Origin of the sequence: Arthrobacter livingstonensis (genome assembly GCF_003219815.1) — a bacterium.
GTDB lineage: Bacteria > Actinomycetota > Actinomycetes > Actinomycetales > Micrococcaceae > Specibacter > Specibacter livingstonensis.
The window spans coordinates 1-24,401 of record NZ_QJVD01000016.1; the positions used below are offsets into that span (position 1 = coordinate 1).

At 65.9% G+C, this 24,401-nt stretch carries 20 protein-coding genes and 1 pseudogene; 10 read left to right on the forward strand and 11 right to left on the reverse strand.

Features of this window, described 5'->3' with window-relative positions; all coding sequences use genetic code 11:
• The 4 genes and pseudogenes from CVV68_RS14470 to tkt all read right to left on the reverse strand — a co-directional run.
• Window positions 1-161: pseudogene (locus tag CVV68_RS14470) on the reverse strand (glucose-6-phosphate dehydrogenase); the annotation flags it as partial.
• Window positions 162-175: 14 nt separating this feature from the next.
• Window positions 176-1,813 carry a glucose-6-phosphate isomerase gene (locus CVV68_RS14475; RefSeq protein WP_110501718.1) on the reverse strand — a complete coding sequence of 546 codons (1,638 nt, stop codon included), beginning with the start codon at window positions 1,811-1,813 and terminating at the stop codon, window positions 176-178.
• A 2-nt stretch (window positions 1,814-1,815) separates the two neighbouring features.
• Window positions 1,816-2,937, reverse strand: a complete 1,122-nt coding sequence (gene tal, locus CVV68_RS14480) for a transaldolase (protein ID WP_110501719.1) — start codon at window positions 2,935-2,937, stop codon at window positions 1,816-1,818.
• A gap of 113 nt (window positions 2,938-3,050) precedes the next feature.
• Entirely contained in the window at window positions 3,051-5,207 is a 2,157-nt protein-coding gene (gene tkt, locus CVV68_RS14485) for a transketolase (RefSeq protein WP_110501720.1), read from the reverse strand.
• Between the two features lie 359 nt (window positions 5,208-5,566).
• Between tkt and CVV68_RS14490 the strand changes: the two genes are divergently transcribed.
• Window positions 5,567-6,547, forward strand: coding sequence for a heme o synthase (locus tag CVV68_RS14490; protein ID WP_110501812.1), 981 nt, complete (start codon window positions 5,567-5,569; stop codon window positions 6,545-6,547).
• 262 nt (window positions 6,548-6,809) lie between these two features.
• Here the strand turns inward: CVV68_RS14490 and CVV68_RS14495 are convergent, their stop codons facing one another.
• The 3 genes from CVV68_RS14495 to CVV68_RS14505 are packed head-to-tail and all read right to left on the reverse strand — an operon-like array spanning window position 6,810 to window position 9,438.
• The gene (locus CVV68_RS14495; protein ID WP_110501721.1) at window positions 6,810-7,781 is read right to left on the reverse strand and encodes a COX15/CtaA family protein; all 972 of its coding nucleotides are present in this window, start codon (window positions 7,779-7,781) and stop codon (window positions 6,810-6,812) included.
• A complete protein-coding gene (locus tag CVV68_RS14500) occupies window positions 7,772-8,542 on the reverse strand; it encodes an ABC transporter permease (RefSeq protein WP_110501722.1) in 771 nt (256 codons plus the stop codon). The genes CVV68_RS14495 and CVV68_RS14500 overlap by 10 nt, the downstream gene beginning before the upstream one ends.
• Complete coding sequence (locus tag CVV68_RS14505) at window positions 8,539-9,438, reverse strand: ABC transporter ATP-binding protein (RefSeq protein ID WP_110501813.1); 900 nt, start codon at window positions 9,436-9,438, stop codon at window positions 8,539-8,541. The genes CVV68_RS14500 and CVV68_RS14505 overlap by 4 nt, the downstream gene beginning before the upstream one ends.
• Window positions 9,439-9,695: 257 nt before the next feature.
• Here CVV68_RS14505 and CVV68_RS14510 point away from each other — a divergent pair, with 257 nt between their 5' ends.
• The 8 genes from CVV68_RS14510 (at window position 9,696) to CVV68_RS14545 (ending at window position 17,589) form a co-directional block, all read left to right on the forward strand.
• The gene (locus CVV68_RS14510; protein ID WP_110501723.1) at window positions 9,696-10,466 is read left to right on the forward strand and encodes a helix-turn-helix transcriptional regulator; all 771 of its coding nucleotides are present in this window, start codon (window positions 9,696-9,698) and stop codon (window positions 10,464-10,466) included.
• Window positions 10,466-11,941: a Fe-S cluster assembly protein SufB gene (sufB, locus tag CVV68_RS14515; RefSeq protein ID WP_110501724.1), complete on the forward strand. Its 1,476-nt coding sequence runs from the start codon at window positions 10,466-10,468 to the stop codon at window positions 11,939-11,941. Before CVV68_RS14510 ends, sufB begins: the two co-directional genes overlap by 1 nt.
• The gene (sufD, locus tag CVV68_RS14520; RefSeq protein ID WP_110501725.1) at window positions 11,942-13,261 is read left to right on the forward strand and encodes a Fe-S cluster assembly protein SufD; all 1,320 of its coding nucleotides are present in this window, start codon (window positions 11,942-11,944) and stop codon (window positions 13,259-13,261) included.
• Complete coding sequence (locus CVV68_RS14525; RefSeq protein WP_110501726.1) at window positions 13,261-13,617, forward strand: non-heme iron oxygenase ferredoxin subunit; 357 nt, start codon at window positions 13,261-13,263, stop codon at window positions 13,615-13,617. Before sufD ends, CVV68_RS14525 begins: the two co-directional genes overlap by 1 nt.
• A 51-nt stretch (window positions 13,618-13,668) precedes the next feature.
• Window positions 13,669-14,436, forward strand: a complete 768-nt coding sequence (sufC, locus tag CVV68_RS14530) for a Fe-S cluster assembly ATPase SufC (RefSeq protein WP_110501727.1) — start codon at window positions 13,669-13,671, stop codon at window positions 14,434-14,436.
• A gap of 21 nt (window positions 14,437-14,457) precedes the next feature.
• Window positions 14,458-14,808 (forward strand): metal-sulfur cluster assembly factor, encoded by a 351-nt coding sequence (locus tag CVV68_RS14535; RefSeq protein ID WP_110501728.1) that lies wholly within the window; start codon window positions 14,458-14,460, stop codon window positions 14,806-14,808.
• 167 nt (window positions 14,809-14,975) lie between these two features.
• Window positions 14,976-16,424: a class I adenylate-forming enzyme family protein gene (locus tag CVV68_RS14540; RefSeq protein WP_110501729.1), complete on the forward strand. Its 1,449-nt coding sequence runs from the start codon at window positions 14,976-14,978 to the stop codon at window positions 16,422-16,424.
• The gene (locus CVV68_RS14545) at window positions 16,405-17,589 is read left to right on the forward strand and encodes a thiolase family protein (RefSeq protein WP_306415696.1); all 1,185 of its coding nucleotides are present in this window, start codon (window positions 16,405-16,407) and stop codon (window positions 17,587-17,589) included. Before CVV68_RS14540 ends, CVV68_RS14545 begins: the two co-directional genes overlap by 20 nt.
• A 26-nt stretch (window positions 17,590-17,615) precedes the next feature.
• Here CVV68_RS14545 and CVV68_RS14550 read toward each other — a convergent pair whose 3' ends face one another.
• From CVV68_RS14550 to CVV68_RS14560, 3 genes are read right to left on the reverse strand one after another with little or no spacing between them, the layout of a single operon-like run.
• Window positions 17,616-18,293, reverse strand: a complete 678-nt coding sequence (locus CVV68_RS14550) for an energy-coupling factor transporter transmembrane component T family protein (protein WP_110501730.1) — start codon at window positions 18,291-18,293, stop codon at window positions 17,616-17,618.
• Complete coding sequence (locus CVV68_RS14555; RefSeq protein ID WP_110501815.1) at window positions 18,293-18,988, reverse strand: energy-coupling factor ABC transporter ATP-binding protein; 696 nt, start codon at window positions 18,986-18,988, stop codon at window positions 18,293-18,295. The genes CVV68_RS14550 and CVV68_RS14555 overlap by 1 nt, the downstream gene beginning before the upstream one ends.
• Window positions 18,989-19,008: 20 nt before the next feature.
• A complete protein-coding gene (locus CVV68_RS14560; protein WP_110501731.1) occupies window positions 19,009-19,668 on the reverse strand; it encodes a biotin transporter BioY in 660 nt (219 codons plus the stop codon).
• Between the two features lie 135 nt (window positions 19,669-19,803).
• On the opposite strand from CVV68_RS14560, the gene CVV68_RS14565 reads away from it, so the two are divergent.
• Complete coding sequence (locus CVV68_RS14565; RefSeq protein ID WP_110501732.1) at window positions 19,804-21,402, forward strand: ABC-F family ATP-binding cassette domain-containing protein; 1,599 nt, start codon at window positions 19,804-19,806, stop codon at window positions 21,400-21,402.
• On the opposite strand, the gene CVV68_RS14570 is transcribed toward CVV68_RS14565, so the two are convergent.
• Complete coding sequence (locus CVV68_RS14570) at window positions 21,389-24,235, reverse strand: AfsR/SARP family transcriptional regulator (protein WP_110501733.1); 2,847 nt, start codon at window positions 24,233-24,235, stop codon at window positions 21,389-21,391. The two genes, CVV68_RS14565 and CVV68_RS14570, sit on opposite strands and share 14 nt — an antisense overlap.
• Between the last annotated feature and the right edge of the window lie 166 nt (window positions 24,236-24,401).

Consider the following 24,401-nt stretch of genomic DNA (forward strand, 5'->3'; position numbering starts at 1 on the left):
CGGTTGGCCAGGTCGTAGACGGCCGGCATGAGTTTCTTGCGTGCCAAGTCTCCAGTGACGCCAAAGAGCACCAGCGACGACGGGCCCGCCACCCGGGACAAACGGCGGTCGCGGCCGTCCCGGAGCGGGTTTGCTTGTAGTTTTGCAGCGTTCATGGGCATGGAGGGGTTCGGCCTTATGCGTCAGTGTGGCGGCCGGCAAGTGCGGCCACCACGGTCTTCAGTTGTTCTACTCCGGCGTCAATGTCGCTCAGGTGCAGGCGGAGCACCGGGCGGCCATGGTCGGCCAGCACCTGCGCGTCGCCTGCCGCCTGGGCGGCAATCAGCTCACCAAAGGTAAACGGACGGTCCGGGATTGCCAAATCCTCGGGGGCCGTGCCTGTCACCTGCAGAAACACGCCAATGGCCGGTCCACCCTTGTGGAACTGCCCTGTGGAGTGCAGGAACCTCGGCCCCCAGCCAAACGTGACGGGGCGGGACGTGGCCGCGGCGAGTTCGTCGCGGACCCTGGCCAGCGGAGCGTTGGCCAGGCGGTCAAGGTAGGCCTGCACGCTCAGGTAGCCGTCGGCCGGCAGGGTGGCATTGAGCGCTGCCAGCGCCTCGGCCACGGTGGACGCCCCAGCCAGCCAGCCGGCGTCGTCGTTGGCCGTGCGGACCTCAATGGCGCCGTCGGTGAAAATGGCGGGGGTTGCCTTCGGGGTGGCATCGAGCAGGCCCCGCGCGGCGGCCTTGGCGGCCTCCACATCGGGCTGGTCGAAGGGGTTGATGCCCAGCAGGCGCCCCGCCACGGCCGTGGCGAACTCCCACACCATCATTTGGGCGCCCAGCTCGCCGGCGATCGAGACTTCATTTGCCCCAAGTTCGACGTCGGCATCCGCGCCCACCAGCCGGACCACCAGGACGTCGCCGAGCCCTTCGCCGATCTCCGGCGAGCCGGGATCGGCGACGACCGGCAGGAGGCCCGTGCCGAGCTTTCCGGTGGATTCCGCGATGAGCTGTTCGGCCCAGTCCGCGAAACCGACAATGCCGGAGCCTTCATCGACAATGACCACTTTGTTGCGCAGTGGGACGGTCCCGCCCAGGGCCGCGCCGAGACGCAGCCCGATGTTGTCGGCGTCATCGTCGCGCAGGATCTCGGCGGCTTCCTCGGCCGAGTCCAGCAGGGCCGTGATGTCCACGCCGGCCAGGCCGGAGGGAACCAGCCCAAACGCGGTCAGGCCGGAATACCGCCCGCCCACGTTGGGATCCGCGTTGAACACCTTGCGGTAGCCGGCCTCTCTGGCAGACTTGTCCAGCGGCGAGCCGGGGTCGGTGACAATGACGATCCGCTGCTTCGCGTCAATGCCGGCGGACGTGAACTCCTGCTCAAAGATGCGCCGCTGCGAATCCGTCTCCAGCGTGGAGCCGGACTTGGAGGAGACCACAATGGCGGTCTGCGCCAGGCGGTCCGTCACGGCGGCACGGACCTGGCCGGGCTCGGTGCTGTCCAGCACCGTCAGCTCGACGCCGGCTGTGGCCGTGATGACCTCGGGCGCCAGGGAGGAGCCACCCATGCCGCAAAGCACAATGTGGGTGACGCCCTCGGCCGTGAACTCGGCACGCAGTGCAATGATCTCCGCCACCAGGGGCGCGGAGACCGCGGGGGCCTCCACCCAGCCCAGGCGGAGACGGGATTCCTTCTCCGCATCGGGGCCCCAGAGGGTGGCGTCCTTGGCGAAGATCTTGGAGGCCACCTGGTCGGAGACCAGTGTTGGAAGGTGGGCCGCACCGGCGGCCTGTGCGGCTCCTGTGGCCGCGAATGCCAGGGAGGTCATGCCTACGCCTCCTTGCCTGCGGCGTCCAGGGCGTCCTGGACGTGGTTCAGGAGGTCCTTCCAGCTGGCGACGAACTTCTCCAGGCCCTCGGATTCCAGCAGGCCCACAACGTCGTTGTAGGAGATGCCCAGGCCCTCGAGCTGGTTCAGCAGCGCGTTGGACTCGTCGTAGGTGCCGGCGATGGTGTCACCGGTGACCACACCGTGGTCGAAGGTGGCGTCAAGCGTCTTCTCCGGCATGGTGTTGACCACGTTCGCGGCAACAAGGCCCGTGACGTACAGCGTGTCGGGGTACGCCGGGTCCTTGACACCGGTGGAAGCCCACAGCGGGCGCTGGGGGAGCGCTCCGGCGTCGGCCAGCAGGCCCCAGCGCTCGGAGGAGAAAATTTCCTCGAAGACCTGGTAGGCAAGTCGGGCGTTGGCGACGCCGGCCCTGCCCTTGAGTGCCTTCGCTTCGTCGGTGCCAATGGCGTCCAGGCGCTTGTCGATCTCGGTGTCCACGCGGGAGACGAAGAAGGACGCGACGGAGTGGATGTCGGCCAGCTTGTGGCCGTTGGCCTTGGCCTGTTCCAGTCCGCTGAGGAACGCGTTCACCACCGCGCGGTAGCGCTCCAGGGAGAAGATGAGTGTTACGTTGACGCTGATGCCCTCCGCGATGGTCGCCGTGATGGCGGCCAGGCCCTCCTGGGTGGCGGGGATCTTGATGTAGACATTCTTCTTGTTCACCTTGGCGTAGAGGCGCTTGGCCTCGGCAATGGTGCCTTCGGTGTCCCATGCCTTGCGGGGGTCCACCTCGATGGAAACGCGGCCGTCCACACCCTTGGTGGCGTCGGCGACCGGCGCGAACAGCTCACAGCCGGCGGCGACGTCGGCGGTGGTGATCTCGAAGACTGCGTCCTCGGCGTTGACGCCCTGGGCGGAGAAGTCCTTGAGCTCGGCCTTGTAGTCGTCGCTCTTGGTGATGGCGGCCTCGAAGATGCTCGGGTTGGTGGTCACGCCGACCACGTTCTTTTCCTCGATGAGCTTAGCCAGGCTGCCCGAGTTCAGGCGGGCGCGGGTCAGGTCGTCAAGCCAGATGGAGACGCCGGCGGCGGAAAGCTTTGCGGTGGGGGTTTCGTTGGTCATGTCTTGTGCTACTTCCTTCAAAAAAGATGGACGGATGAGCGGGTGGGCCGCCCCGGTGCAGCGGAACGGCCGCGTGGCCGTCCCGCTGCACCGGCCGCAACGGGATGAACTTCCTAGGCGCCGGCGGCGGCCAGGGATTCCCTGGCCGCCGCTGTGACGGCCTCAGTGGTGATGCCAAATTCCTGGAACAGGCGCTTGTAGTCCGCGGAGGCACCGAAGTGTTCCAGTGAGATGGAGCGGCCGGCGTCGCCGACAAATTCGCGCCAGCCCAGGGCCAGTCCGGCCTCGACGGAGACGCGGGCCTTGACGGCTGCGGGCAGGATCTGCTCGCGGTATTCCGAGGTCTGGGCGTGGAACCACTCGACGCACGGCATGGAGACCACGCGTGCGGCGATCCCGTCGGCAGCGAGTGCCTCGCGGGCTTCCATGGCGAGCTGGACCTCGGAACCGGTGGCGATCAGGATCACCGCGGGGGTGACCACGGCGCCGTCGGACACGGCCTCAGCCAGGACGTAGCCGCCCTTGGCAACGCCATCGGTGGAGCCGAACTCGGTGGCCGTGGCCGTGCCGGTGCCGCGGGCATAGGTCGGGATGTTCTGGCGGGTCAGGACAATGCCGGCCGGGTTGTCCGTGGTTTCCAGGATCTTCTTCCACGCGGCAGCAACCTCATTGGGATCGCCGGGGCGGACGACGTCCAGGCCCGGGATGGCACGCAGGGTGGCGAGCTGCTCCACGGGCTGGTGGGTGGGGCCGTCCTCGCCCAGGCCGATGGAGTCATGCGTCCACACATAGATGGACGGGACGCCCATGAGGGCGGAGAGGCGGATGGCCGGTCGCTGGTAGTCGCTGAAGATCAGGAACGTGCCGGAGAACGCCCGGGTGGGCCCGCCCAGGTGGATGCCGTTCACGATGGCGGCCGCGGCGTGCTCGCGGATGCCAAAATGCAGTACCCGGCCGTAGGGGGTCCCGGACCAGGTGTCGGTTTGCTTGGACGCCGGCACAAAGGAGCCGAAGCCCTCAATGGTGGTGTTGTTGGACCCGGCGAGGTCGCAGGAGCCGCCCCAAAGTTCAGGCAGCACGCCGCCAATGGCGTTGAGGACCTTGCCCGAGGCCGCACGGGTGGAGACGTCCTTGCCGGCTTGGAACGTTGGCAGCTGCGCTTCCCAACCTGCCGGGAGTTCCTTCTTCTCGATGCGCTCGAGCAGGGCTGCGTTGTCCGGGTTCGCGGACTTCCAGGCGTTGAAGCCGGTGGTCCACTCGGCACGGGCTTGCGCTCCGCGGTCGATGACCTTGCGGGCGTGGGCCAGGATCGCCGGGTCGACGTCGAAGTGCTTCTCCGGGTCAAAGCCGAGTTCGGTCTTCAGCGCGGCCACCTCGGCGGAGCCAAGTGCCGAGCCGTGGATGCCGCCCGTGTTCTGCTTCTTGGGCGAGGGGTAGCCGATGATGGTGCGCAGCAGCACGATCGAGGGCTTGGAGGTCTCGGCCTTCGCTGCTTCGAGTGCCGTGTAAAGCTCGGCCGCGTCCTCGACGTATTCGCCGGTCTTGGTCCAGTCCACGCGCTGGGTGTGCCAGCCGTAGGCCTCGTAGCGCTTGAGCACGTCTTCGGAGTAGGCGATGTTCGTGTCGTCTTCAATGGAGATGTGGTTGGAGTCGTAGATGACCACCATGTTCCCGAGCTCCTGGTGGCCAGCGAGCGAGGAGGCCTCGCTGGTCACGCCTTCCTGGAGGTCGCCGTCGGACGCGATGACCCACACGGTGTGGTCGAACGGGCTGGTGCCGGGGGCGGCGTCGGGGTCCATGAGCCCGCGCATGCGGCGCTGGGAGTAGGCAAAGCCGACGGCGGAGGCAAGGCCCTGGCCGAGGGGGCCGGTGGTGATCTCCACGCCCTTGGTGTGCTTGTACTCAGGGTGTCCCGGCGTCAGGGAACCCCAGGTGCGCAGGGCTTCCAGGTCCTTCAGTTCCAGGCCGTAGCCGGAGAGGAAGAGCTGGATGTACAGCGTCAGGGAGGTGTGGCCGGGGGAGAGGATGAAGCGGTCGCGGCCCATCCAGTCCGGGTTCTTCGGGTCCAGGCGCATCACCTTTTGGAACAGGAGGTAGGCGGCCGGCGCCAGTGACATGGCGGTTCCGGGGTGTCCGTTGCCCACCTTCTCCACTGCGTCGGCGGCCAATACGCGAACAGTGTCCACTGCCCGCTGGTCATCGGCCGTCCAGTTGAATGTTGCTGATTCAGGATTTGACACTGACAGGTCCCTCTCGTTGGGTGCGTGCATAAAACAGGTGCGCGGCACACAGGTGGCCAGCGGGCGTGAACTCGTCCGCCACCCGGTACTGCGCACTGTCCAGCGTGGAAACTTTCATCTTTCTTCAGCTTAGCGCCACTGGTGCCGGACAGGCCCAAACGGGAGTGCTGGGCGGAATTCACAAAGCCGCCGGCGGCAGGGCATTTGATCTAGTTTTCATTAACTTGGCGCAATCCCTTGACTTATACGCATTCATGCCTTTTCTCGCGCGGGCAGCTATGATATTTAGAGGTTTGGTCTGCTGTCTCCCCTCTCGGCGGGATGGCGGGGCGTGCCAGGCTGCAGCGCCGGACCGAATGAAGATGCAGTGGACAACCGAGAAGAACATGGTGACATCACACGTGAGTGCAACGCATGCCCCGATCGCCGGAACCCCACCGGATGCTCCCGGGGCACGGGTGGGATTTTCCGCTAAAGCCAAGGGGTATCTGGCCCTGACCAAGCCCCGGGTGGTGGAGCTCCTGCTGGTGACAACGCTGCCCACCATGTTCTTTGCCCAGGGGTATTCCGGCAGGGGCGGGTTGCCCAACGTGTGGCTCATGGTGGCCACCATGGTGGGAGGCGCTCTGGCCGCCGGTGCCTCCGGCGCGTTTAACTGCTACATTGACCGCGACATTGACAAGGTGATGAACCGCACGTCCAAGCGTCCGCTGGTCACCGGCGTCATCACCCCGCGCGAAGCGCTCGTTTTCTCCTGGGTGCTGACGGTCCTGGCCGTCGCGCTGCTGTGGAGCATCAACCCGCTCACCGGCGTGCTCGGCATCGGCGCCATCTTCCTGTACGTCGTGGTGTACTCGCTGATCCTCAAGCGCCGCACCACGCAAAACATCGTCTGGGGCGGCGCCGCCGGATGCATGCCCGTGCTCATCGCCTGGTCCGCCGTCACCAACAGCGTGCAGTGGCCCGCCGTCATCTTGTTCATGATCATCTTCCTGTGGACGCCGCCGCACTACTGGCCGCTGTCCATGCGCTACAGCGACGACTACAATGCCGTCAACGTCCCCATGCTGGGCGCAGTGGCCGGCTCCCGCACCGTCGCCGTCCAGGTGGTCCTTTACACCTGGGCCATGGTGGCCTGCTCGCTGCTCATGATTCCGCTGGGCGGCGCCGGCATTGTCTACACCGTGGTGACTCTTGCCGCCGGCGCCTGGTTCCTGGTGGAGGCCCACACGCTGTACAGCAACGCCAAGAAGGACCTCGTCACCAAGAAGAACGCCATGAAGGTCTTCCACGCCTCCATCACGTACCTGACGCTGGTGTTCCTGTCCCTGGCCGTCGATCCCTTCGTGGGTTCCGCCCTGATGGGCTGATTTTTTCACCGCGTCCTTCACAGCGCACGACGCCGGCCGGCACCTTCCACACGGAGGTTGCCGGCCGCTGTTGGTTAAGCTGGGCACCACTGCATCAGTGGTGCACCGTGGGGTTTTGTCAAGCCTGCCCCGGAGCCTCACGGAAATGACACCGATCCCGCATTCAGAGCCCGGGATCCCGGTGTCGAATGGCGGGATCGGTGTCATTTTTCACGCATGAAGCACCGCGTGACGGCAAGGGGCCGCCGTCGAAGCCCACTTCTTAGGAGGACCGGACGGTGTCCGTGCCCCGGCGCAGTGCCACGTCCACGATGTTGGTGGCGCTTGCCAGCAGCAATGAGGAACCCGCCATGTGCAGGCCCACCAGCAGCGACGGCACGCCGGTGAAGTACTGCCAGTAGCCAATCGCTCCCTGGTAGACCACTGTCAGGATGAGCAGGATGGCGGCGTTGCGCAGGATGTCGCCCCGGCCGCGGCTCCACAGCAGCACCAGCAGGATCAGGGACACGGCCACGAGGAGGTAGACCGGCAGCACATGGATGCGGGTGACCAGATATCCGTCCAGGTTGGTGCGCGGGGACGTGGCGTCGCCGGAGTGCGGGCCTGAGCCTGTGACCAGGGTGCCCAGCGCCACGGCAAGGTACGTGCACGCGGCGGCCACCACGGTCAGCTGGCGGATGGTTTTGCGCGGTCGGACGGCCCCGGCCGGCGCGGTCCTGCCCGTGCGCCCATAGGCCCGGTTGACCAGCAGCATGGAGAAAACCACCAACGCGGCGGACACCAGAAAATGCAGGCTCACGACATAGGGGTTCAGCCCGGAAAGCACCGTGATGCCGCCAATGACGGCCTGGACCGGGATGCTGGCCAGCAGGGAGAACGTGAGCCAGAACAGGTCTCTGCGTTCCTTGCGGAGGTTCCACAGCATGACCAGCAGGGCCAGTGCCACGGCCGCCAGGGCAAACGTCAGGGTGCGGTTGGCAAATTCGATGACCCCATGGATGCCCATGGCCGGGGTGTTGGTGAGTGACCCGGCGGTGCACTGCGGCCAGGTCGGGCAGCCCAGCCCGGATCCTGTCAGGCGCACCACCCCGCCGGAGACAATCAGGATGCCCTGGCCAATGAGCAGGCCAACGGACAGGCGGCGGATCGCGGGCGTGACGGAGGTGGGCAGCTTGTCCGTGACGGGGCGTTTCGTGTTGCTTTGACTCACTTCATTCACGTCTTTCAGTTCCATTTGAACCATTTGATTGCCGCCACGGAACCGGCTACGGCCCAGGCAAGCAGGATGACAATTGCAAATACATCAAGACGGCCCTCCAGGAGTGCCGCACGCATCAAGGTGCCCAGCGCGCCGGACGGCAGCCAGTCAACGATGGCGGCCATGGTGGCGGAGAACTTTGTTGCGGGAAGCACAATGCCGCCCAACGCGGCCAGCAGAATCCAGCCGAGGTTGGTGATGGCCAGCGTTGCCTCGGGGCGGACGGTGCCGGCGATGAGCAGGCCCAGCGCCGTAAACGTGATGGCACCAAGCACCAGCAACGGGATGCCCAACGCAATTCCGGCGCCCGAGGGGCGCCACCCCATGAACGCAGCCACGGTGGAGATGATGGCCACCTGGATGGCCAGGGCCGCCAGCACGGCAATGACCTTCCCGGCAATAAGACCGGCCTTGCCCAGTGGAGTGGTGGAGAGGAAGCGCAACACGCCGTAACGGCGGTCGAAGCCGGTGGCTATGCCCTGGCCGGTGAACGCCGTCGAGAGTGCGCACAGGGCCAGGATGCCCGGGGTGGCCACGTTGATTCGGGAATTGCCCATCCCGTCCAGAATCGGGGTGACAGCCAAGGCAATAAGTCCCAGCAGGGGCATGACAATCATCAGCACCAACTGCTCGCCGTTGCGCAGCATGGTGGCCGCCTCGTACCCGCCCTGGCGAAGGACGCGCCGGGCCAGCGACGCCGGAAGGCCCGCGGTGGCATCGTGGAACAGGGTGCTCATGCGATCTCCGTTTTCAGGGGTTGCGGTTCCACTGAGGCCGCTATGGCCAGGAACACGTCCTCCAGCGACTGGGATGCCAGGTGCACCGACGTCGGCATGACGTTGAGGCCGGCACACCACTGCCCGAAGCGGTCCAGGTCGGCCGGCTCCAGCGAACCGGACAGCCGGTAGCTTCCCGGCCGGGTTTCCTCACAGCTGACGTCAGCATGGCAGAGGGCGGCGGTGTCCAGTCCGGGCACCGCCTCAAAGGTCATGACGCGGTGGGACTCGGTGGCGGTCGACTGGCTCAGCAGTTCCGGCACGGTTCCCTGGGTGACGGATTCGCCGTGGTTGACAATGTAGACGTAGTCGGCGAGCCGCTGGGCGTCGTCCAGCAGGTGGGTGGTGAGCACAATCGCCTTGCCGGCGCCACGCAGTTCGCGGATCAGCTCGAAGACCATCAGGCGCGACTGCGGGTCCAGGCCGGCGCTGGGTTCATCCAGGAACAGGACCTCGGGATTTCCCAGCAGGCTCGCGGCCAAAGCTACACGCTGTTTTTGGCCTCCGGAAAGCCGGCGGATGGTGGTGTTGGAAAATTCGGCAATACCCAGCCGGTCCACCAACGCATCAACACTGAGCGGATTGCTGTACAGGCTGGCCACGTGGCGCAACAGGGCCACGGGCCGGGCCGCGGGCGGCAGCCCGCCGTCCTGGAGCATCACACCAACGCGGGCACGGAGTCCGGCGTCGGCATTCTCAGGGTCCCGGCCCAGCAGGGAGATGCTGCCGCCGGTGCGGCGCTGCAGGCCTTGGGCGCACTCGATGGTGGTGGTCTTGCCGGCGCCGTTGGCGCCCAGCAGTGCTGTCACCTGGCCAAAGTGGGCCTGAAGGCTAATGTTGGAAACGATCCTCTTCATCCGCCCGTCAAGGGCGGCGATGGGACCAACATCCTTGACGAGGCCGGAGATGACCAGGGCAGCGTCCTGGGAGGGGGAGGTAGTCGGTGTCACGGGCCTATTCTACGTGATGTAGTACCCCGGAATGCATTGCCCGGCGCCGGCCGGCCCGCCCGCCTCCCGCGGGTAGGGTCGCCTTACTGGAATGTCGGGGCTAATTACGACATACTTGTGTTGTTTATTGTTGTGGTTCTATCCATGTGGCGGAGGTGCCGGGAATGACGGAAGTTGACGTAGGGCGGGCACCCGCCCTGGAGCCGGACGAACGGACCCGCGACCGCGTACTGACGGCAGTTCTCGAACACGGCCCGGTCAGTGCCGCGCAGCTGGGCAAGCTGCTGGGACTGACACCCGCCGCCGTCCGCCGCCACCTGGACACGCTGTCACGGCACGGCGTCATCGAAGTCAAGCTCATCAGCAACGCCAAGAACGGTGCCGGGCGGCCGGCGCGCCGCTACGTGGTTTCCCGGCAGGGTCAGACCGAAATTGGCGACGACTACCTGGAGATCGCCAGGCTTGCCCTGGCGGAAATCGCTGCCACGCGCGGCGACCAGGGCGTCATTGACTTCGCCGAACGGCGCTTCGCCACCATGGAGGCGAACTACCAGCCACTGGTCGACGCCGCCGGCAGCGACGTGGCCGCGCGCTCCAGGGCCCTGGCCCTGGCCCTGAATGCGGACCGCTTCGTGGCAACCTCCAATTCACTGAACCCGCATTCGGCCATGGCCGCCGAACAGCTCTGCCAGGGCCATTGCCCGATCCAGGAACTGGCCACCAGCTTTCCCGAATTCTGCGACGCCGAGACGGAAGTTTTTTCCCGCCTTCTCGGAGTCGACGTGCGCCGGCTCTCCACCATGGCAAGTGGCGGGCACGTGTGCACCACCCATGTACCTACGGGACGCGCTGTAGTACGCAAACGGGCCACAGTGTCCGAGAGCATTGAGCGCCCGTCGAGCAATATTCCCAACCATCAGCAAGAAAGGCCGTGATGACGGATCAATTGGCGCAGGATGTACGCGCGAATGATGTGGTGGAAGACGCCACCAACCACGATATCCTCCAAAGAAACCCGGAGCTGGAGGGCCTGGGCAACTACGCTTTCGGCTGGTCGGACAAAAACGCGACCAGCGATAACGCGCGCCGCGGCCTGAGCGAAGAGGTCGTCCGCGACATCTCGGCCAAAAAGAACGAGCCCCAGTGGATGCTGGACATGCGCCTGAAGGGCCTGAAGTACTTTGACCGCAAGCCCATGCCCACCTGGGGTGCCGACCTCTCCGGCATCGACTTCGACAACATCAAGTACTTTGTCCGGTCCACCGAGAAGCAGGCCGGCAGCTGGGAAGAACTTCCCGAGGACATTCGCAACACGTATGAAAAGCTGGGCATCCCGGAAGCCGAGCGCAACCGCCTGGTCGGCGGCGTCACGGCCCAGTACGAGTCAGAGGTTGTCTACCACCAGATCCGCGAGGACCTGGAAGCCCAGGGCGTCATCTTCACCGACACCGACACGGCGCTGCGCGAGTACCCGGAAATCTTCCAGGAGTACTTCGGCACCATGATCCCGGTGGGCGATAACAAGTTCGCCTCGCTGAACACGGCCGTCTGGTCCGGTGGCTCCTTCGTTTACGTCCCCCCGGGCGTCCACGTCGAAATCCCCCTCCAGGCGTACTTCCGCATCAACACCGAAAACATGGGCCAGTTTGAGCGCACGCTCATCATCGCCGACGAGGGCAGCTACGTCCACTACATCGAAGGCTGCACGGCCCCGATCTATACCTCGGACTCACTGCACTCGGCCGTCGTCGAAATTGTGGTCAAGAAAAACGCCCGCGTCCGCTACACCACCATCCAGAACTGGTCCAACAACGTGTACAACCTGGTGACCAAGCGCGCCATTGCACACGAGGGCGCCACCATGGAATGGGTCGACGGCAACATCGGCTCCAAGGTCACCATGAAGTACCCGGCCGTTTACCTGGTGGGCGAGCACGCCAAGGGCGAGACCCTGTCCGTCGCCTTTGCCGGCGAGGGACAGCACCAGGACACCGGGTCCAAGATGGTCCACATTGCGCCCAACACGCAGTCCTCGATCATCTCCAAGTCGGTTGCCCGCGGCGGCGGACGCTCGGCCTACCGGGGCCTGGTCCAGATCCGGGAAGGCGCCACCCACTCCGCCAACACCGTGCGCTGTGACGCCCTCCTGGTGGACAACATCTCACGCTCGGATACGTACCCGTACGTGGACGTCCGGGAAGACGACGTCTCCATGGGCCACGAGGCCACGGTGTCCAAGGTCAGTGCAGAGCAGCTGTTCTACCTGCAGTCCCGCGGCATGCCCGAGGACGAGGCCATGGCCATGATCGTGCGCGGCTTCATCGAGCCGATCGCGAAGGAACTGCCCATGGAGTATGCGCTGGAACTGAACCGCCTGATCGAACTGCAGATGGAAGGGGCCGTCGGCTAAATGACCGAGCTCACCGAAGAAAAAGTAATTGATTCCGCTGACGGAAAGGTTTGGTCGCAGGGATTCATCAAGGGAATGACGGAGGAAGGCGAGCAGCTTTCCGAGATCAACCCCGAGTCCGGCCCCCTGGGCGGCAGTGCCGTCAAGGCCCATTCGCACGGCGACAGCCACGGCGGCGGCATCGGCATCCCCGACAGCTCACGCGCCGGCCGCCTGACCTCCTACAAGCTGGCCGACTTCCCGCTGATTACCGGCCGGGAAGAGGACTGGCGCTTCACGCCGCTCAAGCGCCTGCGCGGCCTTGACCGGGTGGGCGTGAAGGGCCAGGAACTCAATGGTGCCGCGCCCGCCGTTGAGGCCACCGGGCCCGACGCCGTCACGGTTGAGACCGTGGGCCGCGACGACGCCCGTATCGGTTCCGCCGGGATCCCCGAGGACCGGGTGGCAGCTGCCGCCTGGGAGCACTTCAAGGAGGCAACGGTTGTCACGCTGCCGGCGGAATACGCCGGCACAGTCGAGGACGTCACCACCTTGACGCTGACCGGCTCCGGCGAGACCCCCGCCGCGGCGCACATCCTGGTGCACGCCAAGAAGTTCGCCACCGGCATTGTGGTCCTGGACCACCGCGGCACGGCCGTGCTGAGCGAAAACGTGGAAATCCTGGTCGAGGACGGCGCCAACCTCACGGTGGTCAGCATTCAGGACTGGAACGACGACGCCGTGCACGCCAGTGCCCAGCACATCAAGGTGGGCCGCGACGCCAAGGTCAAGCACGTCGTCGTCAACCTGGGTGGCAACTTGCTGCGCACCACGCCGTCGGCCCGGTATTCGGGACCCGGCGGTGACGTGGAAATGTACGGACTGTACTTTGCCGACGCCGGCCAGCACCTGGAGCAGCGCCTGTTCGTTGACCACTCCACCAAGAACTGCAAGTCCCGTGTCACGTACAAGGGTGCCCTGCAGGGGGACGGCGCACACGCCGTCTGGATTGGCGACGTCCTGATCCGCAAGGAAGCCGAGGGCACGGACACCTATGAGCTGAACCGCAACCTGATCCTGACCCAGGGGGCACGCGCCGACTCGGTGCCCAACCTGGAGATTGAAACGGGCATGATCGAAGGAGCCGGACACGCAAGTGCCACCGGCCGCTTTGACGACGAGCAGCTGTTCTACCTGCAGTCCCGCGGCATCGCCGAAGACGTGGCCCGCCGTTTGGTGGTGCGCGGCTTCCTCAACGAGGTCATCCAGCACATCAAGGTTCCCGCTCTGGAAGAGCGCCTGCGCGACGCCGTGGAACGTGAGCTGGCGGCATCAGCGTAATGACCGAAACCTCCGCGCCGGCCGGCGTCATTGTCTGTCAGGACAGCGACGTCCAGGTCAAGTCGTCCCTGCTGGTTGAGGTGGACGATTACCCCATCGCCATTGTCCGGGACTCCTACGGGGAGCTGCACGCCATCGGCGACACCTGCTCCCACGCGGAAATCTCGCTTAGCGAAGGCGACGTGGAGGACGGCACCATTGAATGTTGGGCACACGGCAGCTCGTTTGACCTGAAGACAGGCGAACCGGTGACGTTGCCCGCGTTTGAACCCGTGCCGGTCTTCGCCCTGTCGGTTCACGGCAGCGACGTCTATGTGGACGTCACCAACATTCTTAACGGTGTCAGTACGCAGTAACAGCGTCCCAACACACCCGCCACACAAAACATTCTTAGGAGAAAATAGAGTATGTCTACTCTGGAAATCAAGGACCTGCACGTCAGCATCGAAACCGAGCAGGGCGTCAAGCCGATCCTCAAGGGCGTCAGCCTGACCATCAATACGGGCGAAACCCACGCCATTATGGGCCCCAACGGTTCCGGCAAGTCCACCCTTGCCTCCACCATCGCCGGCCACCCCCGCTACACCGTGGACAGCGGTTCCATCACGCTTGACGGCGAAGACGTCCTGGCCATGACCGTTGACCAGCGTGCCCGAGCTGGCCTGTTCCTGGCCATGCAGTACCCCGTTGAGATCCCGGGCGTCACCATGACGAACTTCCTGCGCACCGCCAAGACGGCCATCGACGGCGAAGCCCCGAAGCTGCGCACGTGGACGAAGGACGTCAAGGCCGCCATGGCCCAGCTGCGCATTGAGCCGGAGTTCGCCGAGCGCAACGTCAACGAAGGTTTTTCCGGCGGCGAAAAGAAGCGCCACGAAATCCTCCAGCTCGAACTGCTCCGGCCCAAGTTCGCGGTCCTTGACGAGACAGACTCCGGCCTGGACGTTGACGCGTTGAAGGTCGTCGCCGAGGGTGTCAACCGCGCAATCGACGCCGGCGGGCTGGGCACCATGCTCATCACCCACTACACCCGCATCCTGCGCTACATCAAGCCGGACTTCGTCCACGTGTTCGTCGATGGCAACATCGCCGAGCAGGGCGGCCCGGAACTGGCCGACCGCCTCGAAGACGAAGGCTACGACCGCTTCCTGACTGTCGCGCCGGCAACGGCCTAGGCGAAAAGCGAAGAAGGAATCATGACTGACATCAGCGAAACAAGCGCCCCGTCCACGGCCGGGCCAACCGACCTCGAAGACGTCGAGGAGGCCCTCAAGGACGTCATCGACCCCGAGCTGGGCGTCAACATCGTCGATCTGGGCCTGCTGTACGGCATGCGTTACGGCGACGACGGCGCCCTGCTGTTGGACATGACGCTGACCACGGCGGCGTGCCCGTTGCAGGACGTCATCGAGGAACAGGTTGAAAACAGCCTTGGGCCCATCGTGGACGAATGGCGGATCAACTGGGTGTGGATGCCACCGTGGGGTCCGGAACGGATCACGGACGACGGCCGCGACCAGATGCGAGCCCTCGGCTTCAACATCTAGCCGCCCGCATTCCCAACGGCGCCAGTTTTTTGGGGTCCCGCCCGCGCGCGCCCGATGCCACCCCCGGCCCCAAAAAAACTGGCGCCTTTTTAGTCGGTTGGCTGGACCGCCGGGACGCTGATTGTGTCGCGGAGGCCACGGCGGTCCGCCGCCAAAAGAAATGTCCAATGCCCTTTATTGACCAGCTCCAGTACTGGGCCCGTGCGCAACCGCACCGGTCCGCCGTCGTGGTGGGCCCGGACAGGCTCAGCTTTGTCGAATTGCGCGACGCTGCAACGCGGGCCCAAGCCCTGGTGCAGGCCTCCGGGGCGCCGGCGTTTTCGGTCATCGACGAGCCGAACGGCACGGGCCTGGCGGTGAAATTCTGCGCCGCCGTGGCAGGGCACGGTGTGGCTGCCGTGGTGGATGCGGCCTGGCCTGCCGGACTCAAGGCGGCGGTCTCGGCCAAGGCGGGGGCCTGGGCGGCAGCGCAGGCCTGCCCGGCCCCGGCATCCGGCTTTCAGGATGGCCCGCCCGGCTCCACCTTCCTGCTCGGGCTCTCCTCCGGCACCAGCGGAGTGCCCAAGGCGTTCACCAGGTCGCGGGAGTCATGGCGGGCGTCCCTTGCACAAAGTGCCCGCTATTTTGGCGTGACCCCGTCGGACGTGACGCTGGCGCCCGGCCCCATGGCGTCGAGCATGAACCTCTATGCCCTGGGTGAGGCGCTGTCCACCGGCTCCACCTTTGTGTCCCTGCGGCAGTTCAGCGCCGACGCGGCCCTCCACGCCATCAAGCACGACGCCGTCACGCGCCTGGTGCTGGTCCCCACCGTTTTGGCCGTGGTTGCCCGGCGCGGCCTGGAGGCGGGGCAGGGGGCCGGGGCCGTCACATCCATCGTCTGTGCCGGCTCGGCGCTGCCCGCGGAGGTGCTGGACCTGGCCCGCCAATGGGCGCCCCACGCCACAATCTTCCATTACTACGGCGCGTCCGAACTCGGCTTCGTCGCGGCATCGGAGGCCGGTGTGGGGGCCGGATACCCGTGCGTCGGCCCCGCATTTCCGGGAGTGGAAATCTCGGTCCGCGGCTCCGACGGGGAGGTGGCCGGCACGGGCGTTTGCGGCAGCATCTATGTGCGCGGGCCCTATGTCAGCAACGGATATGCGTGGGGCGACGACGGCCTGGCGTTTAACCCGCTGCCTGGAAGCGATCCGGCGGGGGAGGCGTGGTACACCGTCCACGACCAGGGTTTCACCGACGCCTCCGGGAGGCTGCATGTGGTGGGACGGGCGTCGGACATGATTGTCACCGGCGGGGTCAATGTCTATCCGCAGCAGGTGGAAGCGGAACTGGCAACGGCAGCGGGCCCCGGCACGGTGGTGGTGGCCGGGGTGCCGGACACGGTGCGCGGCCAGCGGGTCGCCGCGGGGCTTTTCACCGGCACGGCCGGCCCCGCGAAGACCATGGCGCAGCTGCTGGCAGCCTGCCGGAAACATGCCGCGGGCCTGCCCGCACATGAGCGCCCCACCCAATACTTTGCCTTGTCCGAACTGCCCCTGACCGGCAGCGGGAAGCCCAGCCGTGCCCTGCTGCAGGCCTGGATCAGCGAACGGGACGCCCGTGCACAGCGGATCCACTGACCCGGCGGGCATGGACGCGGACCGCACCCCCGTCATCATTGCCGCCCGGCGGCTGCCCAACGCGAAGGTCGGTGGCGCCTACCGGAGCCTGCGGGTCCACGAGCTTGCCGCGCCCGTGCTCCGGGCGGCCCTGGCCGATTCCGGCGTGCCGGCCGCGGACGTAGCCGACGTCATTCTGGGCAATGCCACCGGCGGGGGCGGCAACATGGCGCGCCTGGCAGCCCTGACGGCGGGCCTGCCGGAGTCGATCCCCGGGCTGACGGTGGACCGGCAGTGCGCCTCGGGACTGGAGGCCGTTGTGCTTGCCTGCCGGCTCCTTCAGGCCGGCGCCGGGGAGGTCTACCTTGCCGGCGGAGCGGAAAGCATCAGCACGGCCCCTGCCCGCGCCCACCGGCTGGACGGCGGGGGCCTGGAATTCTTTGACCGCGCGCAGTTCGCCCCGCTGGAACGGGGAGACCCCGACGCCGGCGTTGCGGCGGAGAATGTTGCGGCGCGGTGTGGCATCAGCCGGGAGCGCCAGGACGCGTACGCGCTCGAAAGCCACCGGCGGGCCTCCTCCGCCGCGGACAACGGCGTGCTTGATGCCGAACTTGTGCCGCTGGCCGGGCTCACCTCGGACCAGGGCCCGCGCAGGACGCTGAATCCCGCGCTCATGGCCCGGTTCCCTGCGGCCTTTGTCGGGGGCGGGACCGTCACGGCCGGGAACTCGTGCCCCTACAGCGACGGTGCGGCCGCCGTTGTCGTCACCACACTGGCGAGGGCGCGGCGCCTCGCCGCCCACGGCCTCGTGTTCCGCGACAGTGCAACGGCCGGCAACGACCCCACGCTCATGGGCCTGGGCGCGGCCTGCTCCACCCGGGCGCTCATGGATACAGGGGCGCTCGATGCCCCAGCCCTGGGCCGGGGGCTGGTGGAGTTTAATGAAGCCTTTGCCGCGCAGGTCCTCGCCGTCGCCGACATGCTGGACCTTGACCCCGCCTTGTTCAACCGCGACGGCGGCGCCCTGGCCCTGGGGCACCCTTACGGCGCGTCGGGGGCCGTGCTGGTGGCGAGGCTGTTCGCCCAGGCACGGACACGCGGCGAAACGGGCCTGGACGCGGTGGCGATGATCAGCGCGGCCGGCGGCCTGGGAGTCACCGCCGCGTTCTCGTGGCAGGCGTTGTAGCAGCCTGCCTTGTAACGGCCAGCGCTTCAGCGGCCGGGCCCCGTCCCGCCCGATGCGTCGTCATCCGGCTCAGGGTCCCCAAGCCCCCGGGCCACCAACGCCTCACCCGTGGCGCGGGCATAGCCCACTGTGGCAATGACCACGGGCAGCGAACGGGCCAGCAGGTTGCGCTCGAGTCCGCGGGCGCGGGCGGCGTCGCGGACGTCGCTGAAGGCGCCAATGACAAAGGGAATGCTGCGCAGCATGAGTGCAACGGTGAGTGAAAACCGTTCGGGATCGGCGCCAAAACGCTCCAGCGGCCGGACCATGGCGGCCAGGCCGTCCAGCAGTTCATCCACGGGAGTGGTGGCCGTGAGGACATTGGAGGCCAGCACGGTGGCGACGATGGCCGCGACAACCTGCCACGCGACCAGGGCGCCGTGCTCCCACCACTGGTAGGCGGCAATGAGCACCAAAAACACCAGCATCAACTTCACGGCCCGCCACAGTCGCCCCCACGGCAGCCTGGCAACGCCATGGGACGCCACCGCCGCCAGCAGCACCGCGGTGGTGACCGCGGCACCGGCTGGCACGGAGACGGCGGGGGAGGCCAGGCACAGCACGGCCACTAGCAGCAGCAGGACGGCCTTCACCCACAACGGCATGCGGTGGAACGGTGAACGGCCCGGGATGTACCCGGCCACCAGGTGCGCGTGCCCGCGCATCAGCCCACCAGTGCCCGGTACCGGGCCACGGCGTCGTCCGGGGGACCGTCAAAGGCGATGCCGGCGTCGTCCACGACCAGCACCCGCCCGCAATCGGCGGCCAGGTCAAGGTCGTGCGTAGACATGACCACCTGCTGGGGCAGGGAGGCCAGGCGCTCGCGCAGCAGCCTGGTGTTGCGCAGGTCCAGCAGCGTGGAGGGCTCGTCCAGGACCAGAATGGACGGCTCCACGGCCAGGACCGTGGCCAGCGCCACCATCTGCCGCTCCCCTCCGGAGAGTTCATAAATGCTGTTGCCCGCCAGATGCGCCAGCCTGTAGCCGGCCAGAATGTCCAGGGCACGGGCCCGGCGCTCCTTTTTGGGCAGCTTCAGCCGCCGCAGCGAGAGCTCCACATCCTCCACCGGCGTGGGCATGACCAGCTGGGAGAGCGGATCGGTGAAGACAAAGCCCACCGTGCGGCGGACCGCGGCCCCGTCGGCGGCCGTGTCCAGGCCGTTCACGCGCACCGAGCCGGTGGATGGGAGCACCAGGCCGTTAAGCAGGCGCAGCAGCGTGGACTTGCCCGAGCCGTTGGCGCCGATGACGGCAATACGCTGTTCGGCCAGTTCCAGCGTCAGCGGCTTCAGGATGGTCTTGGGACCGGCAGCCGCGGCATCGGCCGGGACGATGTCCACCCCCGCGGCGGACAGGACAATTGACTGTCGTGCGGAAGCGCTCACCGGCGGCGGCGCACCAAAAGGTCGGGGAAGGCGCGGTGCAGGCTCAGGGCAATGGCCACGGCAATGACGTTCTTGAGGATGTCGCCGGGCAGGAAGATGACATCGGCACCAATGGCCGCCGGCAGTGCCATGCCCTTCAGTGTGAGCCCAATAATGCCGAAGACGTGGATGACCACCATGCCGGCAAGTGCGGCACCAAACAGCGCGGCTGTCTTGAAACGGCTGCGCACGGCCCAGGCGGCCAGCAGCCCCACCACAGCCGCGCCAAAGATAAAGCCGATGATGTAGCCGGCGGACGGGCTGGCCAGCACTGCCGGGCCGGCACGAAAGCCGCTGAAAATGGGCAGGCCCACCAGGCCGAGCAGGATGTACAGCCCCACCGCGGCGGTGCCCCGGGCAAAGCCGAGCACCAGGCCGCACAGGCTGACCACCAGGGTCTGCAGCGTGATGGCAACGCCCAGCGGCCCGACGTTGATGCCGGGGATGGCGATCGAGGCGGCGAGGAGTGCGGCAAACACGGCGATCAGGGACAGGTCGACGGCATTGAAACGCTGCCGGCGGACCGCCCGGGCGGCGGTGGAAGCGGAGGAGGGCTGCGGCGTCGGGCCCTTGGCCGTGACGTCTGGCGCAGGCCGTGACCGTGATGTGGGATTCATTGAGAGTGACTTTCCTCGCGCCGGGCTGCTGTGGTGCCCGAACGTCGTTAGACTGTATAGGTTGTGCCACCTGTGGCCAACCCTTGGCAGTGTGCGTTTTGCATCACCTGCCCCCTTACCTGAAAGGTTACTACGTTGATAACGGTCCAAGACCTTGAGTTACGCGCCGGGGCGCGCCTGCTCATGGACGAAGTGTCATTTCGGATCGACAAGGGTGACAAGATCGGCCTGGTGGGGCGCAACGGTGCCGGCAAGACGACGCTGACACGGGTCCTGGCCGGTGAAGGCCTGCCCGCCGGCGGCAAGGTAACCCGCACCGGCGAGATCGGCTACCTGCCCCAGGATCCCCGCACCCCGGACATGGAGCAGCTGGCGCGGGACCGCATTCTGGCGGCCCGCGACCTGGACAAGGTCATTACCAAGCTGCGCGCCGCGGAGCAGGACATGGCCAGCGAGGACGCGGCCGTGCGCGACAAGGCCATGCGCCGCTACGACCGGCTCGAAAATGAATTCCTGGCCGGCGGCGGGTACGCCGCCGAGGCCGAGGCCGCCGCCATCTCCTCCAACCTTGCCCTTCCGGAGCGGATCCTGAACCAGCCGCTGAGGACGCTCTCCGGAGGCCAGCGACGCCGCGTGGAGCTGGCCAGGATCTTGTTTTCCGGCGCCCAGACCATGCTCCTGGATGAGCCCACCAACCACCTGGACGCCGATTCCGTCGCCTGGCTGCGGGACTTCCTCAAGAGCCACCAGGGCGGGCTGATCGTGATCAGCCACGACACCGAACTGCTGGAAGCCACCGTCAACAAGGTGTTCCACCTGGACGCCAACCGCGCCACCATTGACCAGTACAACCTGGGCTGGAAGAAGTACCTGGCCCAGCGGGAAACCGATGAACGGGCACGGCGCCGCGAACGCGCCAACGCGGAGAAGAAGGCCGGCGTGCTGATGGACCAGGCGAACAAGATGCGCGCCAAGGCCACCAAGGCCGTCGCTGCCCAGAACATGGCCAAGCGGGCCGAACGCCTTCTGGCCGGGCTGGAGGACGTCCGTGTTCAGGACCGGGTGGCGGCCCTGCGCTTCCCCGATCCGTCACCCTGTGGCAAGACCCCGCTCATGGCCGAGGGCCTGAGCAAGTCCTATGGTTCCCTGGAGATCTTCACGGACGTCAGCCTGGCCATTGACCGCGGTTCGAAGGTGGTCATCCTGGGCCTGAACGGTGCTGGAAAGACCACGCTGCTGCGCATGCTGGCCGGCGTCGCCCAGCCCGATACCGGCGAGATCATCCCCGGCCACGGGCTGAAGGTTGGCTACTACGCCCAGGAGCACGACACGCTGGACGTCACCCGGACTGTGCTGGAAAACATGCGGGCCTCCGCCGGCGACATGAACGACGCCGAGGTGCGCGGCATTCTTGGCTCGTTCCTGTTTTCCGGGGACGACGTCAACAAGCCTGCCGGGGTTCTCTCCGGCGGCGAGAAGACCCGTCTCGCCCTGGCCACCATTGTTGCTTCCAGCGCCAACGTGCTGCTGCTGGACGAGCCCACGAACAACCTTGACCCGTCCAGCCGCGCCGAGATCCTGGGTGCGCTGAAGAACTACACCGGCGCCGTGGTGCTGGTCAGCCACGACGAAGGTGCCGTTGCCGCCCTGGACCCCGAGCGCGTGGTCCTGCTGCCCGACGGTGATGAGGACCTCTGGAACCAGGACTACCTGGACCTCATCACCCTGGCATAGGCTCCGCCGCCCGTCGGATCAGAAGCACCAAGTCCAGCAGGGATCTTGGCTCGACCGGTTCGGCGTCGTGGATGTTAACCGCATCCGTCAGTTGGGCGATGGCGTCGTTGAGAAAGACATCTGCCGTACCTCTGGCCTTGAGTGAGTAGTACTGCGCGGCCCGGGCCAGTGTCTGTGCCAGCCCGGTCTTGCCAACGCCCAGCAGGGCAAGACCGGCAATGGTGAAGGCCTCGACCAGGAGAACCGGATTCCTGACATCCAAGGACTCCGAGAACGTGGCGGCAATGCGCTCCAGCGCCTCGCCCGGCCTGGCTGTCTGCAGGGACAGCCAGGCCAGATTCGACTGGACCTGGATGAGAGAGAATGGCGTTGTTTCGTGGCGGGCCAGGGACAAGGCCTGGCCAAGGTGCAGGCCGGCCTCGTCAAAGTCTCCTTGCACAAGTGAGAGGTACCCCAAGCTGTTCAGCCTACAAACCTGAGATTCGCTGTGGTGCTCAAGTTCGTCCTCCAGCACCGCGTAGATGGAATCGCGGGCCTCTTGCCACCGTCCCAGGCAAGCAAAGATCGACCCGCGTTCATGATTGTAGGTAATCCTTCCCAGGGCCGTCGAGCGAGGAAACTGTTCGGTCAGGGCAAGCGCCTGTAACAAATCACCCTCAAGCCGGATGCGTGTCACTTCCGCCAAGATCCACCGTCGATACCATTCATTGTCAAGTGACTGAGCGAGTGGAGCAACTTGCATGGACAGGGACCTAAGGCGTTCCAGGTCGACGTCGGGAGCCTCGCCGAGGCCCAGGAGCAGCACGATGATGATCATGCTGCGCTCCAGTGGGGTTCCCAGCTTGCTGGAAATGGCCCTGTCGCTCCATTCCTTCACCTCTTCCCGACGGCCGTTGCGGTACCAGCCGAAGAGCAATGGCGGCAAGAAGCCAATGGTCCATTCGGGGGCGGGGGCCCAAGCCCAGGACACCGCCTGCTTGAGGTTCTGCTCCTCCACGCGAACGAACTGTTCAAAAGCACCCGATGCCGTAAAAAATTGTTCGTGTGCCCGAGCCAGGGCGTTCAAGTAGAAGGACCCATGCACCGCCATCATTTCGGGGGAGGTCCGGCCCGCACTTTGGGAACTGAGCCGGATTGGTTCGAGAATTCTGAACCGCACTTCACCGGACTGATTCAGTCTCTTGACCAAGGAAAGATCGATCAGGTGTGCCAGGACGATGCGGGGAGTGACTTCAACCCCGGAGGCTTCAATCAGCGCCGTCGCTGCGGCTTCGGAGAAACTACCCCGGAGTACGCAAAGGGCTTCCAGGCCGAGCCGTGCGGCAGTGCCGGCGTTCGCCATGCTCCATTGGACGGCAGCAGAAATACTCGAATGACGGTCGACGTGGTCCCGTGCGGAGGCATCCTCGATGGCATTGAGTGTGGCGGGGAGTTCGGCAAGGATTTGGTGCGCCGTCTGCCACCGAAGCGCGGAGGACAGCAGCTCGAGCGCCAGCGGGACGCCGTCGACCTTTCTCACCAGGGAGTCCAAGTCCCGACGAAGCTCGACCATGTCGGAGCCCCTGATCCCCGCACGATCCGCCAGGAGTCGCATGGCAGGGCTTGTGGTCCCCTCAACAGCCAGGCCATCAATGTCGAGGACGAACTCGGAGTGCAGGTGGAGAGGCCGCTGGGAGGTGACCATCACGTCAATACCCTCGATTGCCACCAATTGCTGCGCCATCTGCGCCGTGCCGTGAATGACGTGCTCGGCATTGTCCAGGACTATGAGGGTGGGCGAGTTCTGCAATAGACCACCCAGGTCGGCAGCCTCGCATTCCAGGACCGATGCGAGGCAATGTGGGACATCACCATCCTTGTCTGCCGTGGTCAGGTCTACAAAAATGGCCGAGCGCTCTTGATCCACTGATATCTGTCGTGCAATTTCGATGGCCAACCGGGTTTTGCCAATTCCGCCAGGTCCCACAAGGGTCACCAGATGATGCCCGTCATCAAACAACTTCCTCACCACATGAATGTCTTCCTCACGCCCGATGAGGGAACTCCCCGGGCGGGGGAGGACCAGTGTGCGAACCGGGCGTGGCGGGTGAACTTGAAGCGGCCGCCCAGGACCTCCGGCCAGGACGAGCTTGAAGAGGTCCTGGGTGGCAGCCGAGGGGGAGATGCCGAGCTCGTCACGCAGTCTTCGCCTCAAGGAGTCATAGGCGGCGACGGCGTCCGCTTGCCGCCCGACAGCGGCCAAGGACTGAATGAGGAGGGCCTGGAGGGGTTCGTTGAGCGGGTCCTTGGCCACTTCACCCCTGAGCACGACGGTGGATTCATCCATCCGATCAAGCCCCTGGAGGGCCCTTACCGTACAAATCGCCACGGCTGCGCGTAGTTCATTGGCGGCCTGGCGTGACGTTTCTGCCGCCGCCGAGGAGAGTTTGGCTAATGGTGTTCCCGCATAGAGATCCTCCGCGGCCTGTGCAGAGGAGAGCGCGTCCGCATAGCGCCCCGTCTGAAGATCTTGTCTGGATGCGTCCAAATGGTGCTCTGCCTCGAACCAATCAATGCGAAGGAGATCCGTTCGGAGCCGGTAGCCGACACGGCTGGCTTCAATAATCCCGGCCCCGAGCAGCCGGCGCAGTCTTGTAATAGCGACCTGAATTGAGTTTCGTGAGGAATTGGGCCCAATGTCCCACACGGCCTCAGTGAGGATTTCGGGGGTCAGGACGCGACCCCGGGCCAAGGCCAGGTGGGCGAGGACCGCGGAAGGAATCATACCCGGGGGAGCCATCAGGGCGGTGGAGTCCTCGCCGAAGGAGACTTCGCCCAACAGCCGAATGAACATCAGGACCACCCATCACGCAGAAGACCGATCCGCAGGAACGCATCTAGGGGAATTCTCCGCTGATACGGCTCGGAACAGCAACTAGTTCAATGGAATTCTTTTCCCCATTCACCCACTGGCACCGGGATGGTTCCCGCCATTATTGGATACGGGTCCGATAAGCGCG